Genomic DNA, 14,747 nt, shown 5'->3' on the forward strand with positions numbered 1-14,747 from the left:
ATTAAATTTTAAAATAGATTTTTTAGTGTTTGTTATTGCAAAAACGTACATTTCGATTAAACTATGAATGCAACAAATATAACAAATAATATTGCTTAGATTTAATATTTTTTTGAGAAACTCATTTGTAATAAATAAAAACAAAAATAAACCACAAGAAATAAAAAGAAAAAGAATACTTTCAATAAAAAATAAACATTTCGCAAACCCCGAATTCTTTTTAAAATCAGGGAAAACAAAATAATAAGTTATCAACAATAATAAACAACCTAGTAAAATATTACTTATTTTAATTTCTCTAAATTGAAAGAAATCTGGCCATAAACAAGATAAAGAACCTAACAAAAAAAGAATGGATGCAAAGAAATCTCCCAAAATTTTCTTTTTTATCATCACTTTTTGATTACTCATATTTCAAAACCTCTTTTTTTACTTAAATATAAATCACTTATTAGCTAATTTTTCTTCAAGTAAACGAACTAATTCTGCTTTTCTTAACTTAGAAATGTTTTCTATTTGGTGTTTTTTCGCTAGTTCTTTTAAATCAACCAAAAGCATCTTTGCTAAAATTAAATTATTTTCTTCGTTTGGTGTGTTTTTAAGTGTTACATGTTCATAAGTTTTTTCACCTATCGGTTGAAATGCTGCTATATTATCTAATTTTTCTCGCTGTAATGCGCTTTGCAATTTCGGTTCTTCTTGTTTAACTAAATTTTTTTCGGGTAATAAATTTTGTTTAGCTAATTCTACGTAACTTTGAAACATTTCTGGTTCTTTAAAAGCCATATCTGATAAAATTTTACGGTTAACTACTATCCCTGCTAAAGAAAGACCATGTATAAAACGCGAATATTTAATATTATAATTAAAACAACCAGCGTTAATTCTTCTAATCCATAGTTGACGCCAATCTCTTTTATTCCTTTTACGTCCTATATATGAATGTTGCCAAGCGCGCATAACTTGTTCATGAGCTGTTTTGTAAAGAGTACTCTTGGAACCAACATATCCTTTAGCTAATTTTAATATTTTCTTACGACGCTGGTGTCTAGCAACAACAAAATTTGTTTTAACCATTTTGCCCCCTCTTTCTTTTGACTAACATTTTTTATAAATTTTTATAATTTAAAGAAGATGTTTGACACGTTTAAAATCCGAAGGATCTACTTTAACAATTCCTCTTAGTTGTCTGTTCTGCTTGGTAGTTTTAGAACCTGCCAAATGATTCTTAAAAGCATGTCTTCTTAACCAAAGCCCCGAACTAGTTATTTTAATTCTTTTTTTTAAACCCTTATGGATCTTTTTCTTGTTCATATTACCTTCTTTGCTGTTTATATTTTGTTTATGTGTCGCTTTTTATCGCATTATAAAAATATATTTTTATGTTTTTTTAGTCAAAAGTGACGATAAAAGAGCAATCATTTGATTGCCTTCCAGTTTCGGTGAAATATCAATTTTAGATACATTTTTTAACTCAGATATTATCTGCTGCAAGATATTTTGCCCTAAAGAAGAATGAACTATCATTCTACCTGGAAAAAATATAGTAATTTTCACCTTATCGCCTTTTGTTAGCCAATTATAAGCTTTTTTAATTTTGATTTTTAGATCATTATTATGAATATTCGGGCTAACACGAATGTTTTTAACAACAATGGTATTTTGTTTTTTTTTAAGCTTTTTCATTTTTTTTTGTTGTTCATAATAAAACTGAGAATAATTAACTAAACGTACTACTTTAGGAACCCCATTAGCATTAATTAAAACAAAATCTTTTTCTTTTGCATTAGCTAACTGAAATATTTCTGCCTTTCCTAAAATACCTAATTTGCTTCCGTCTTCGTCAATTACTAAATAATCACCTTCAGGAATTCTATCATTGTGTAAAATATTGATTTTTAAATTTTCTTTTTTATTTTTCTTCTGTTTGATAATTAAATTATCTCCTTTGTAACATAAATATTTATTTAGATATTACTAATTGCACTCAAAATTTACTCAAATAAGCAAAAACCACTTGAACCAAATATACTCTTCACAAATTGATAAACTTTTACCCTAAAATTTTTCTTCAAACATAAACTAACAATAATTATACAATAAAAAAGGCATTTGTCAATTAATTTTTCTCACATTTTACAATAAACACATCAGTAAGTAAAAGAAATTTAAAATAAATAAAAAAAAGACTATAAAGTCTTTTTTTCAAGAATTTAATTAAATTCATTACTCAATAATTTTGGTCACAATGCCAGATCCGACAGTAATATTACTTTCGCGAAAAGAAAACTTATTCCCTACTTCCAACGGAATAGGACGTATTAATTCAATACGAACATCTACTTGGTCACCAGGCATTACAATTGCATTTTCTTCTTTTAAGACTATAATAGTTCCAGTTACATCTAGTGTCATTAAAAAAAATTGTGGTTTATATCTATTGCTAGTAAAAGGAGTTGATCTGCCATTTTCTTCAGCTGAACGAACATAAATCGTAGCTTCAAATTTAGAATAAACTTTTAAAGAATTAGGTTTTGCTATAACTTGTCCACGTTCTACTTCAGTATGTGATATACCTCTTAACAAAATACCTACATTATCTCCAGCTTGTGCTATTTCTAGTTCCTTATGAAACATTTGTATTTCAACAACTACAGACATTTTCGCATCTGGTTTAAATCCTATAATAGAAACTTCATCTCCTTTTTTTACTGTCCCTCTTTCAATACGACCAGTAACTACTGTACCTCTACCTCCGATCATATTCACTTCTTGAATAGGCATCAAAAAAGGTTTTTCATTATCACGAACAGGATCCGGTATATTATCTAGACTATCTAATAATTCTTGTATTTTATTAAGATAATCTTGGTCTTGTTCTAATGCTTTCAAAGCAGAACCATAAATCATCGCAGTTGTTTTCGAATCAAAACCATATTTGTCCAACTCGTCTTTCACTTCGTCTGCTAAAAGAGGTAAGTAATCCATATCTACCATATCACATTTATTAAAAAAAACGACTAAATGAGAAATACCTACTTGTTTAGCTAACAAAAGATGCTCTGAAGTTTGAGGCATAATACCATCTGCAGCAGAGATCACTAAAATAGCTGCGTCCATCTGGGCTGCGCCCGTAATCATATTTTTAACATAATCACGATGACCTGGACAATCAACATGAGCATAATGTCTTTTAACTGTTTCATATTCCACATGCGAAGAAGAAATAGTGATACCACGTTTTTTTTCTTCGGCTGTCTTATCGATTTCTCCATAAGCTTTTTGTTCTGCTAACCCTTTTTGCGCTAAATAATGAGTAATTGCTGAAGTTAGAGTAGTCTTCCCATGATCCACATGGCCGATCGTACCTATATTCATATGCGATTTATTTCTTGTAAATTTTATAGCCATTTTTGTTAAAATCTCCTTTTTTTTATTAACTTTTCATTGAATATTATAAATATTTTTTGTAAACATTATTATAATCATCATAATGTATTTTATTTCACAACTCGTTTTTGAATAATATTGTCTGCAATATGATTAGGTATTTTTTCATATCTTGCAAATTGCATGGTAAAATTAGCTCTACCTTGGGTATTAGAACGTAAACTAGTAGCATAACCAAACATTTCTGATAAAGGTACTAAAGCTCTAATAACCACCGCATTTTCGCGATTTTCTTGTGTTTCTAGTCTGCCTCTACGAGAAGTCAAATCTCCAATTACATTACCGATATAATCAATTGGTGTTATTACTTCTACATTCATAATAGGTTCTAAAATTACAACAACGCCACTATCTTTAATCTGATTTAGAGCCTTACTAGCAGCTGATTTAAAAGCCATTTCTGATGAATCTACTTCATGATACTCACCACCAAATAATGTAGCTTTTATATCTATAAAAGGGTAACCGGCAATCACACCAGCAGCTAAAGCCTGTTCTAAACCTTTTTTAATTGCTGGAATATAAACGTTCGGAATAGTGCCCCCTACAATTTTATCTATAAATTCGAATCCTTTATTTGGATTAGGTTCAAAAAGAATCTTAACACGACCAAATTGACCATGTCCACCGCTTTGATGTATATAAGCGCCTTCTGCTTCAACTTTTTCCACTAAAGTTTCTCTGTAAGCTACCTGTGGTTTAGACACATTCACTTGTATATTAAATTCTCTTCTCAAACGATCAACAATAATTTCAAGATGTAATTCGCCCATACCAGCAATAATAGTTTGACCTGATTCTTTATCTATTTGAATTTTAAAAGTAGGATCCTCCTCTGCTAATTTACCTAAAGCAAAAATTATCTTATCTTGATCTTGTTTAGTCTTAGGCTCTATTGCCATTTTAATAACCGGTTCAGGAAAATTCATCGATTCTAAAACAATAAAATCATTTGCATTTGTTAAAGTATGGCCAGTAATAGTGTTCTTTAACCCTATAACAGCCACAATATCTCCGGCATATGCTTCTTGAATTTCTTCTTTGCTATTAGCATGCATACGTACTAAACGTGATACACGTTCCTTAACATTTTTTGTATTATTAAAAACATAAGATCCTGTTTTTAGATGACCGCAATAAACTCTTATGAAAGTTAGACGTCCTATAAAAGAATCCATCATAATTTTAAAAGCTAAAGCAGTAAAAGGTTCATTATCAGAAATTTCACGTATCATAACATTGCCATTGACATCATACCCCACTACAGCCTCAACATCCGACGGGGAAGGTAAATAATCAATAACAGCGTCTAGGAGTTTTAAAACTCCTTTATTTTTAAAAGCAGAACCACATAAAACAGGAAAGAAATTAGCTTTTAAAGTTGCTCTTCTTAAAATTTTTTTTAATATATCAGCAGATACAGCGCTTTCTCCTGATTCTAAAAGTAAATTCATTAACTCATCGTCTAACAAAGATAACTTTTCTACAAGTTCTTGTCTTTTAGCTAAAACTAAATCTTGCAGATCTTTAGGTATATCTATTTTTGTAGTATTTTCTAGAGAAGAATCATCATATTTCCAAGCTACCATTTCTATTAAATCTATAATACCTCTAAAATTATTTTCACTACCAATAGGCCATTGAATAGCACAAGCTGCAACACCTAATCTTTGGCGTAAGGTTTGAATAGCATAACCAAAATCTGCTCCTATTTTATCCATTTTATTAACAAAAACAATTCTAGGAACTTTATATTCAGTAGCTTGACGCCAAACATTTTCAGTTTGTGGTTCCACCCCTGCCTGTGCATCTATAATAGCAACAGCCCCATCTAAAACTCTTAAAGCGCGGTTCACTTCCGATGAAAAATCAATATGGCCAGGAGTATCAATAATATGTATTTTATGATTTTGCCAAAAAATTGTAGTAGCAGCTGATGTTATTGTTATGCCTCTTTCTTGTTCTTGTTCCATCCAATCCATTTGAGAAGCACCGTCATGAGTTTCCCCTGTTTTATGAATCTTTCCAGTGTAAAATAACATTCTCTCAGTGGTAGTTGTTTTTCCAGCGTCAATATGAGCCATAATACCAATATTACGTATTTTTTCTAATGCAAATTCGCGTCCCATTATTTTTTATCCTTAATTTCATGAATTTATTTTACCAACGATAATGAGCAAAAGTTCTATTAGCTTCAGCCATGCGATGTGTATCTTCTCTTTTTTTCACCGCAGTTCCTGTTCCAGAAGCAGCTTCAATAATTTCTTTAGCTAGTTTTTCTTTCATACTTTTTTCATTACGTTTTTGAGCATATTGTATTAACCACTTTAATCCTAAAGACTGACGTCTCTCAGCGTTAACTTCTGAAGGTACCTGATATTTCTGGCTCCCTATAGTACGTACACGTACTTCTAAAATAGGCATAACATTGTTTAAAGCCTTATTAAAGACATCAATCGGATCTTGTTTAGTAATGGATTTTACTTGTTCTAATGCGCTATATAAAATTGTTCGAGCAATACTCTTCTTCCCATCTCTCATAATAGTATTAATTGTTTTTGTAACAAGTTTAGAATTATAAACGGGATCTAAAGAGACATCTCTAATTTGACACTTTTTCTTACGAGACATAAAACTACACCTTAACTTCTTTATAATGCAAAACTATCATTCTAAATTTTTTTACCTTTTTATTTCATTTTTTTAGCACCATATCTTGAACGAGCCTGTTTTCTGTTCGAAACACCTGCAGTATCTAAAGAACCTCTAATGATCTGATAACGAACTCCAGGTAAATCTTTGACTCTTCCTCCGCGTACCAAAACAACGCTATGTTCTTGTAAGTTATGACCTATTCCAGGAATATAAGCTGTTACTTCCGCGCGATTACTTAAACGTACTCTGGCAACTTTTCTTAAAGCTGAATTAGGTTTTTTCGGAGTAGTAGTATAAACTTTCATACAAACACCTGATTTTTGAGGCGAATTAGATTTTTTAAATCTATGTTTCAAAGAATTAAAAATACTGTTTAAAGCAGGAGATTTTGTTTTAATATTTTTTTTAACTCTTTTTTTTTTGATTAATTGAGAAATAGTAGGCATTAAAATAGAATCCTTCTTTGAAATTTTTGTAAAATCAAAACAATTTAGATAACATAAGACAGCTTAAATTTTATCTTTTTTTAAAACAAAAGTCAATATTAAGAAATTTATTCTAAACATCCAAAATTATATCAATCCTTCGGAAACCCAAGATAACAACATTTATTAACAATTCAAAATTATTTATTCTTGTCTTTATTAATAGGATATTCAAAAAAAGAATGTTTTAAAATACCTGTTCCTGCTGGAATCAAGCCGCCTAAAATAACGTTTTCTTTAAGTCCTAATAACCTATCTTTTTGTCCCTTAATAGTGGCATCAATTAAAATTTTAGTTGTTTCTTGAAAAGAAGCAGCAGAAAGCAAAGAATCACTTTTTAATGAAGATCTAGTAATACCTAATAATACTGGGCGCCCGACTGCTAATCTCTTATTCTGTTGTATCATTTTCATATTAACTTTTTTAAATTCAGTTGCAGGAACTTCTATTCCGGGTAAAAAATGGCTATCACCTTCAAAAATAACAAGAATTTGTTTAAACATTTGACGAATAATAATTTCAATATGTTTATCACTAATAAACACACTTTGAGCTTGATAAACTTGTTGTACTTCTTCTAATATATATTGTTGTGTTTTTTCGGTGCTAGTTATTCTTAATAACTCTTTTAAATCAATAGAACCAGAAGTTAATCTTTGACCTGCTTCTACATGCATATTCTGATGCACTAGAATATCCACGTTAGAATCCACTTGGTAATTATATTCTTTTTCTGATTGTAAATCAGGGATAATAATAATTTCGAATAAATATGAATTAATATTTTTGATATCTTTCACAATCCCATTACATTCACTTATAATAGATTTACCTTTAGGTTTTCTAGCTTCAAATAATTCTTGAATACGAGGCAGACCTTGAGTAATATCTGAAACAGAAAGAACTCCTCCAGTGTGAAAAGTTCTCATAGTTAATTGAGTACCAGGTTCTCCGATAGATTGAGCTGCAATTACACCAACTGATTCGCCTATTTCAACATCTTTATTAGTTGCTAAATTCAGTCCATAACATTTAGTACAAATACCATACCCGCAATTACAAGTTAAGACACTTCGTACTTTAATACTGGAAAAATTAGCTTCAATAATCTTTTCTGCTATTTCCCTATTAATAAGCTCATTTTGTCTTACTATTATTTCCCCTGTATTAGATTCAACAACATCTTGAGCTGCAAAACGACCAAAAAGACGTTGTTTTAAAGAAATAATTTCTTTACCATCTTTGTATATAGCTGAAATATCAATACCTTTATCACTTTGACAATCATTTTTCATAACAATAACATCTTGAGCAACATCCACCAATCTACGAGTTAAATAACCTGATTCAGCAGTTTTTAAAGCAGTATCAGTAGAAACTTTCCGAGCTCCATGAGTAGAAATAAAAAATTCATGAACTGTTAACCCTTCCTTAAAAGAAGATTTCACAGGAATTTCAAGTTGATTATTGGTAGGACTATGCATTAATCCTCTCATGCCAGATAATTGGGAAAAATTAGAAGCATTACCACGAGCGCCGCTATCACTTATCATAAATAAATGATTATCTCTATCAAATTCCTTCATTAATCCTTCTTGGATTTTATCACGCACATTTTTCCATTCTTGAATAACTAAACTTTTTTTCTCGGAAATAGTCAAAAAACCATTATCATACCATTTTTCGATCTCAATAATTTTATTCTCAACTTGTTCTAGTAATTCTTGTTTTTTTGAATGAACATTAATATCGGAATGCGCGATAGTAATTCCTGACATAGTTGAATATTTAAAACCTAAATCTTTAATATCATCTAACATTTTAGCAGTTTCTGTAATATTACTTCTTTTAAAAACACGATCAATAATCATCGAAAGAAAACGTTTTTTAAAAGGTTCTGTAAGCGGAATATTACTTAAAAATGTATTTATATTGGCCCCTCTAGATATGAAATAAATATCAGGGGTTTGAATCTCTAGATTAAGTAAAGTAGGTTCTTGAAGATAAGGGAAGTCAGAAGGCAAAATATTATTAAAAATTAATTTACCTAAAGTTGTAACTAAATATTTTTCTTTTTGTTCTGGAGTAAAATAAGAATTCACATGAGAAGTTTTTACTAAAATTCTTGTGTGAAGAGCGATTTCTTTATTATAAAAAGCTAATTCAGCCTCTTGTAAATCATTGAATAATTTTCCTTCATTACGATGTCTATATTGATGTTCTTTATTTCTCTTATCTGCGTTATAACCTTTTAATACACGATTTTTATTTTCTTCAATAGTTAAATAATAATTACCTAAAACCATATCTTGAGACGGCGATAATACAGGACTTCCATTTTTAGGATCTAAAATATTATTTGAAGATAACATTAATAAACGAGCTTCAGCTTGAGCTTCTAACGAAAGAGGTACATAAACTGCCATTTGATCGCCATCAAAATCAGCATTAAAAGCTAAAGTAACTAAAGGATGTAACCTAATCGCTTTTCCATCAATTAATTTTGGTTCAAAAGCTTGTATTCCTAAACGATGTAAAGTTGGGGCTCTATTTAATAAAACAGGGTGTTCTTTAACTACCTCTTCTAACACATTCCAAACATGTTCATTCATTTTTTCATATAAGACATTAGCACTTTTTTTATCAATCCCTTTAGCTTCTTGTAATTTATTTAAAACAAAAGGTTTAAACAAAATTATGGCCATTTGTCTTGGAATACCACACTGATAAAGTTTCAAATCTGGTCCCACAATGATAACAGAGCGGCCTGAATAATCTACTCTTTTCCCTAAAAGATTTTGTCGAAAACGACCTTGTTTCCCTCTTAACATTTCAGATAAAGATTTTAATGGTTTATTTCTTTCAATATTAGAATTATTTTTTTTACTTGACTTAGCATTATCAAATAAAGCATCAACAGCCTCTTGTAACATTCTTTTCTCGTTTTTAATAATTAATCTCGGGGCGTTTTGTTTAATTTGTTTTTTTAGACGATTATTACGATTTAAAATTCTTCTATATAAATCATTCACATCAGCGGCTGCGAAACGAATACCATGTTCTAAGGGGACTATGGGTCTTAAATTAGGAGGAATAACATTAATAGCTTCAAGAACGATCCATTCTGGTTTATTATCAGATTGTTCTAAAGCTTCAATCATTTCTAATCTTTTAACAACTACATCTCTTTTTTGTTTAGATAAATATTTTAAACTTTCTCTTAACTCTTGAACAGTTTCTCTCAGGTTTAAATTTTGTAATAATGTTTTAATAGCTTCAGCTCCAGTTAAAGCTTCAAAAGAATCACCATAACGATCTAAACATTGACTATATTCAATCTCGGTTATAATTTGGTTTTTGAGTAAATGAGTACTACCAGAATTAATTACAATATAAGAAACATAATAAACTATTTCAGATAATTCCTTAGCCTTAATTCCTAGCAAAATGGCTAATCTACTTGGCAGACTATTGAGAAACCAAGTATGTACTACAGGTGCAGCTAAATTAATATGACCCATTCTTTCTCGTCTCACAATTTGTTCTGTAATTTCAACACCACACTTAGAACATATCTGTCCTTTTTTTAATGTTTGTTTTTTGGAACAAATACATTGTAAATCTTGAACAGGCCCAAAAATTATAGGACAAAAAAGTCCTCCTATTTCTGGTTTAGCAGTGCGATAATTAATAGTTTCATAATTAATAACTTCTCCATAAGATCTTTGTCTTATCTCATGCGGAGAAGATAAGCGAATTTTAAAATAATCATATTCACGATTACCATATTCTTTGGTAAACGAACTTTTTATTTTACATTCTTCATCTGACAAATTCATTTGCGTAGTTATTCTCTGCTCTGTTTCATGAGTAAATTCCTGTAATTTTTTCTCATCCCAATTAATATGATACAAAATAAAAAGATTTTTAATTTCTGTCAAATTTACAGGTTTATCTTGGAATAATTGCAATAGTAAAGCTTTGTCCATTTGCATAAGAGATTGACAATCTGTAATATTGTTGTTAAATAAAATATTAATAGTATCTCTGTTTAGATTTAAATTATTTAAAGGTTGAGGCAAAAAATGTTTTTGCAAAATAAGCGATAAAACTTCTGCAAAAGTTTCTTTCGTTAACAAAGATTTTAAATCATTTAAAGTGTAATTATTAAAATCTAATAAAATATTGATACCTATTAATTTAAGGTTTTTTATAATTTCGCTAGAAAGAGAAAGATCTTCGATTTTTATATTTAATACCATTGCTTAATAATTTTTCTCCTTGTTATTATTAACTAAAGAGCGGTTAACTTGATTTTCTTTAGTATCTGATTTAATTAACTCTACATGTAACCCTAAAGCTTGCAATTCTTTTGTAAAAACTCTAAAGCTTTCAGGAATGGAAGGTTTAGGAAGCGGAAGACCATTTACGATAGCATTATACGTTTTATTACGACCTATAATATCATCGCTCTTAACAGTTAAAATTTCTTGTAGAGTGTTAGCAGCACCATAAGATAATAGACTCCATACTTCCATTTCGCCCATTCTTTGTCCACCTAAAAAATTTCTCCCACTGCCTGGTTGTTGTAAAATCAACGTATAAGATCCTACATTCCTAGCATGTATTTTATCTTCTACCATATGAGATAATTTAAGCATATATAACACACCTACAGATACGGGGTTATCGTAAGGCTCGCCAGTTTTTCCGTCATATAGAGTAACTTTGCCGTCTGGAGATAAATTAGCTTCTTTCATGATATCTTGCAAATCTTCATTATTAACCCCATCTAAAACTGGAGTTGTGACTTTAATGCCCAATTTTTTAGCAGCAATTCCTAAATGCATCTCTAAAATTTGTCCAATGTTCATTCTACTTGGAACACCTAAAGGGTTTAAAATAACATCTATAGGAGTGCCATCAGACATATAAGGCATGTCTGCTTTAGCAGCGATACAAGAAATAACTCCTTTATTGCCATGACGACCTGCTATTTTATCTCCTTCTTTAATTTTTCTCTTCTTGACAATGTAAACTTTCACAATTTCATTAACTCCTGGAGTGGATATAACATCACCATTTTGAACAGAAAAATACTGTACACTTTGAACAATACCACTTTCACCAAAAGGCATTCTCAAAGAAGCATCTTTATAATCACGAGCCTTTTCGCCGATAATAGTTTGAATTAATTTTTCGTAAGGAGTATTTTCCACTGATCCTTGAGGAATTATAACAATTTTGCCTACCAAATAATCTCCTTCATTAACTTCTGAACCAGGTATAATAATACCCCTAGAATCTAAATTTTTAATCGATTCAGCACTTACATTTGGAATTTCACGAGTGATTTCTTCTTTACCTGCCCCTTTTTTTAACTCTCTTACCTGTATTTCGTATTTATTAATATGAACAGATGTGTAGATATCTTCTTGAACTAATCTTTCCGATATAATAACAGCATCTTCATAATTATAACCATCCCAGGTCATAAAAGCCACCGTTACATTTTTTCCTAAAGCTAATTCGCCTTTATCAGTAGAAGGTCCATCAGCGATAATATCACCTTTAGCAACATATTCCCCTTGATTAACAATAGGTTTTTGTAAAATTAAAGTGTCCTGATTAGATTTGGTAAAGGTAGTTAATTTATAGGTAACTTCATTGCCGTTATTTTCTTGAATAATTATTTTTATAGCATCAACATAAATTACACGCCCACTTTCGTTTGCTGCTATTACGCATCCAGAATCTTTCACTATGCGATGTTCGATACCAGTAGCTACAATAGGAGATTCAGAAACCAAAAGCGGTAAAGCTTGACGTTGCATATTAGCACCCATTAAAGCTCTAGAAGCATCATTATGCTCCAAAAAAGGAATAGAAGCAGTAGCAACAGAAACTATTTGTTTCGGCGAAACATCTATATAATCTACCTGACAAGCATCATAAAGTCCTATTTCTCCGTTCTTTCTAGCAATAACTTTTTTATGTTGAAAAACATTATTTTCATCTAATAAAGTTGAAGCCGAAGCAATAATCTTTTCTTCTTCTTGGATAGAAGTTAAATATTCATAGTCATTAGAAACCACAGTTATGCCATTTTTATGAATAATTTTAAAAAAAGGGGTTTTAATAAATCCATACTTATCTACTTGAGCATAAGTAGCTAAAGAACAAATTAAACCAATGGAAGGCCCTTCCGGAGTTTCAATAGGACATAGTCTTCCATAGTAAGAATCATTTACATCTCTAAGTTCTACTCCGGCGCGATCACGATCAATTCCGCCTGTACCCAGAGCAGAAATTCTTCTCTTCTGAGTTATAATAGCCAAAGGGTTAATTTGATCCATAAAATGAGATAATCGCGAACTACAAAAAAAAGTTTTAATGGCCATAGAAAGCGAAGAAAAATTAAATAATCCTCCGGGGGTAACACTATCAAATTTACTAATAGACATTCTATCTTTAATACTTTTTTTAGTTTTGTTTAAACCTACACGTAATTGATTTTTTAGTAACTCGCCAATTAAGCGCAATCTTCTATTACCTAAATAATCAATATCATCTATAAATCCAATATTATCATGAAGATTTAAATAATAACTTATACTAGCTATAATATCTGATAAAACAATATTTTTTGTTTTTTCTTCTTGATTATTACCAATAATTTTAACAATTTTTTTATTATTTTTATCGTCCAATATATAAACTTCTAAAAATTCATTTAAAACTTTTTTTTGATCTGATGTACATTTATAAGCATTTTTTTTATTAGAAAAATATTTCGCTATTTTATCTTCGATATTAGATCTATTTTGATTTAGAAAATCTATAACGTCATCATTTAATACTGTATCTGCTTCTACTAAGATTTCTCCTGTTTGTAAATTAAAAATATGATCCTTAATATACAGATTATCATCTGATTCGCTTTTTTTATATGTTAGTAAAACATCATTTGTTTTATTTTCTAAATGAAATTCTGAATTAACCAACTCTACTCGAAAATGCTCGCGCTTATTCTTTAATTGTTCAATAATGTTTCTAGTCAAAAAAGTTCCTTCAGACAATAAAATTTCACCTGTGACACAATTTTTTAAATCTTGAGCTAAAAAAGTATTTTCAACTCGGTTTAAAACATCTAACTTTTTATTCAACTTGTATCTTCCTACAAAAGATAAATCATATTTTTCACGATCAAATAATCTTGTTCGAATAAATTCTCGAGCAGCATTAGTAGGAACTTTTTCACCTTGGTGTAGTTTAGAATAAAGTTCCACAATAGCATCGCTAGAATTAGAATCATTATCCTTATGGAAACTTAAATTAAGAAGAGTATTATTGCCAAACACCATCTCAATTTCTTTTTGTGTATTAAAACCTAAAGCATGAATAAACTTAGTCAAGGGGATTTTTTTAGAACGATCTAATTTAGTATACAAAAGTTCTTTGTTGCTTTGCTCAAACTCTATCCAAGCTCCTCGAGTAGGAATAATTTGAGCCACAAAACGATGTTTATTAGCTTTATTATCAAACTTAGAAGTAAAATAAGCACCTGCAGAACGTACTATTTGTGAAACAACAACCCTTTCTGTTCCGTTAATCACAAAAGTGCCAGATGAAGTCATTAAAGGTAAATCAGTCATTAAAATACGAGCTGTCTTAGTTTGTTTTGTGAGAATATTTTCTAATGTCACTTTTAAAAATAATTCAGACCCATAAGTAAATCCTCTTTTTTTAGATTCTTGAACATCAAATTTAGGTTTTTCTAAACAAAAATCATTAAAATGTAATTTTAAATCTCCATTATAACTTTCAACGGGAAAAATATTTTCTAAAGAAGACTTAATCTCTGTATGTAAAAACAAATCAAAAGATTTCGTTTGAATATCTATTAAATTAGGCAAATCTAAATCATAATTTATTTTAGAATAATTACGACGTTCTACTTTTGTCCCATACTTAGTATTAAAATATTTTTTCATTTTTTTGAAGCTCCTGATACTTATTAATAAATCACTTAAGATTAGTATTCAAATTCAAGTAAAAATGTTTTGATAAACTTTTTTATTACTGTTTTTTTGTTACTTGAATAATATAAAAGCTTTCAGATAATAAAAAACCTAAGATTCTTTTGTCTCTCAGGTT

General features: G+C 29.8%; 10 protein-coding genes. All 10 read right to left on the bottom strand.

All coding sequences use genetic code 11. The annotated features are described in order from the left end of the window. The coding region (locus tag OC680_RS01605; protein WP_304515375.1) for a hypothetical protein at nucleotides 1-411 on the bottom strand (411 nt) is incomplete at its 3' end. Between the two features lie 33 nt (nucleotides 412-444). Next, on the bottom strand, nucleotides 445-1,077 hold the full coding sequence (rplT, locus tag OC680_RS01610; protein WP_304515376.1) for a 50S ribosomal protein L20: 633 nt from the start codon (nucleotides 1,075-1,077) through the stop codon (nucleotides 445-447). 48 nt (nucleotides 1,078-1,125) lie between these two features. Beyond that, nucleotides 1,126-1,314 carry a 50S ribosomal protein L35 gene (gene rpmI, locus OC680_RS01615; RefSeq protein WP_304515377.1) on the bottom strand — a complete coding sequence of 63 codons (189 nt, stop codon included), beginning with the start codon at nucleotides 1,312-1,314 and terminating at the stop codon, nucleotides 1,126-1,128. Nucleotides 1,315-1,380: 66 nt separating this feature from the next. Continuing rightward, on the bottom strand, nucleotides 1,381-1,935 hold the full coding sequence (gene infC, locus OC680_RS01620) for a translation initiation factor IF-3 (RefSeq protein WP_320411968.1): 555 nt from the start codon (nucleotides 1,933-1,935) through the stop codon (nucleotides 1,381-1,383). Between the two features lie 291 nt (nucleotides 1,936-2,226). Next, entirely contained in the window at nucleotides 2,227-3,411 is a 1,185-nt protein-coding gene (gene tuf / locus OC680_RS01625) for an elongation factor Tu (RefSeq protein WP_304515378.1), read from the bottom strand. Between the two features lie 89 nt (nucleotides 3,412-3,500). Continuing rightward, entirely contained in the window at nucleotides 3,501-5,579 is a 2,079-nt protein-coding gene (gene fusA, locus OC680_RS01630; protein WP_304515379.1) for an elongation factor G, read from the bottom strand. Between the two features lie 31 nt (nucleotides 5,580-5,610). After that, on the bottom strand, nucleotides 5,611-6,081 hold the full coding sequence (rpsG, locus tag OC680_RS01635; RefSeq protein WP_304515380.1) for a 30S ribosomal protein S7: 471 nt from the start codon (nucleotides 6,079-6,081) through the stop codon (nucleotides 5,611-5,613). 59 nt (nucleotides 6,082-6,140) lie between these two features. Continuing rightward, nucleotides 6,141-6,551: a 30S ribosomal protein S12 gene (gene rpsL, locus OC680_RS01640; RefSeq protein WP_304515381.1), complete on the bottom strand. Its 411-nt coding sequence runs from the start codon at nucleotides 6,549-6,551 to the stop codon at nucleotides 6,141-6,143. Between the two features lie 179 nt (nucleotides 6,552-6,730). Further along, entirely contained in the window at nucleotides 6,731-10,852 is a 4,122-nt protein-coding gene (gene rpoC / locus OC680_RS01645; protein ID WP_304515382.1) for a DNA-directed RNA polymerase subunit beta', read from the bottom strand. 3 nt (nucleotides 10,853-10,855) lie between these two features. Further along, nucleotides 10,856-14,584 (bottom strand): DNA-directed RNA polymerase subunit beta, encoded by a 3,729-nt coding sequence (rpoB, locus tag OC680_RS01650; protein ID WP_304515383.1) that lies wholly within the window; start codon nucleotides 14,582-14,584, stop codon nucleotides 10,856-10,858. Nucleotides 14,585-14,747 lie beyond the last annotated feature (163 nt).

Origin of the sequence: Candidatus Phytoplasma melaleucae, assembly GCF_030588185.1 — a bacterium.
GTDB lineage: Bacteria > Bacillota_I > Bacilli_A > Acholeplasmatales > Acholeplasmataceae > Phytoplasma > Phytoplasma melaleucae.

Bases quoted from the DNA above. Each gene is read 5' to 3' on its own strand.
- rpoB (WP_304515383.1), bottom strand. From the start codon at position 14,584: ATGAAAAAATATTTTAATACTAAGTATGGGACAAAAGTAGAACGTCGT.
- rpmI (WP_304515377.1), bottom strand. From the start codon at position 1,314: ATGAACAAGAAAAAGATCCATAAGGGTTTAAAAAAAAGAATTAAAATA.
- rpsG (WP_304515380.1), bottom strand. From the start codon at position 6,081: ATGTCTCGTAAGAAAAAGTGTCAAATTAGAGATGTCTCTTTAGATCCC.
- rpsL (WP_304515381.1), bottom strand. From the start codon at position 6,551: ATGCCTACTATTTCTCAATTAATCAAAAAAAAAAGAGTTAAAAAAAAT.
- rplT (WP_304515376.1), bottom strand. From the start codon at position 1,077: ATGGTTAAAACAAATTTTGTTGTTGCTAGACACCAGCGTCGTAAGAAA.
- fusA (WP_304515379.1), bottom strand. From the start codon at position 5,579: ATGGGACGCGAATTTGCATTAGAAAAAATACGTAATATTGGTATTATG.
- tuf (WP_304515378.1), bottom strand. From the start codon at position 3,411: ATGGCTATAAAATTTACAAGAAATAAATCGCATATGAATATAGGTACG.
- rpoC (WP_304515382.1), bottom strand. From the start codon at position 10,852: ATGGTATTAAATATAAAAATCGAAGATCTTTCTCTTTCTAGCGAAATT.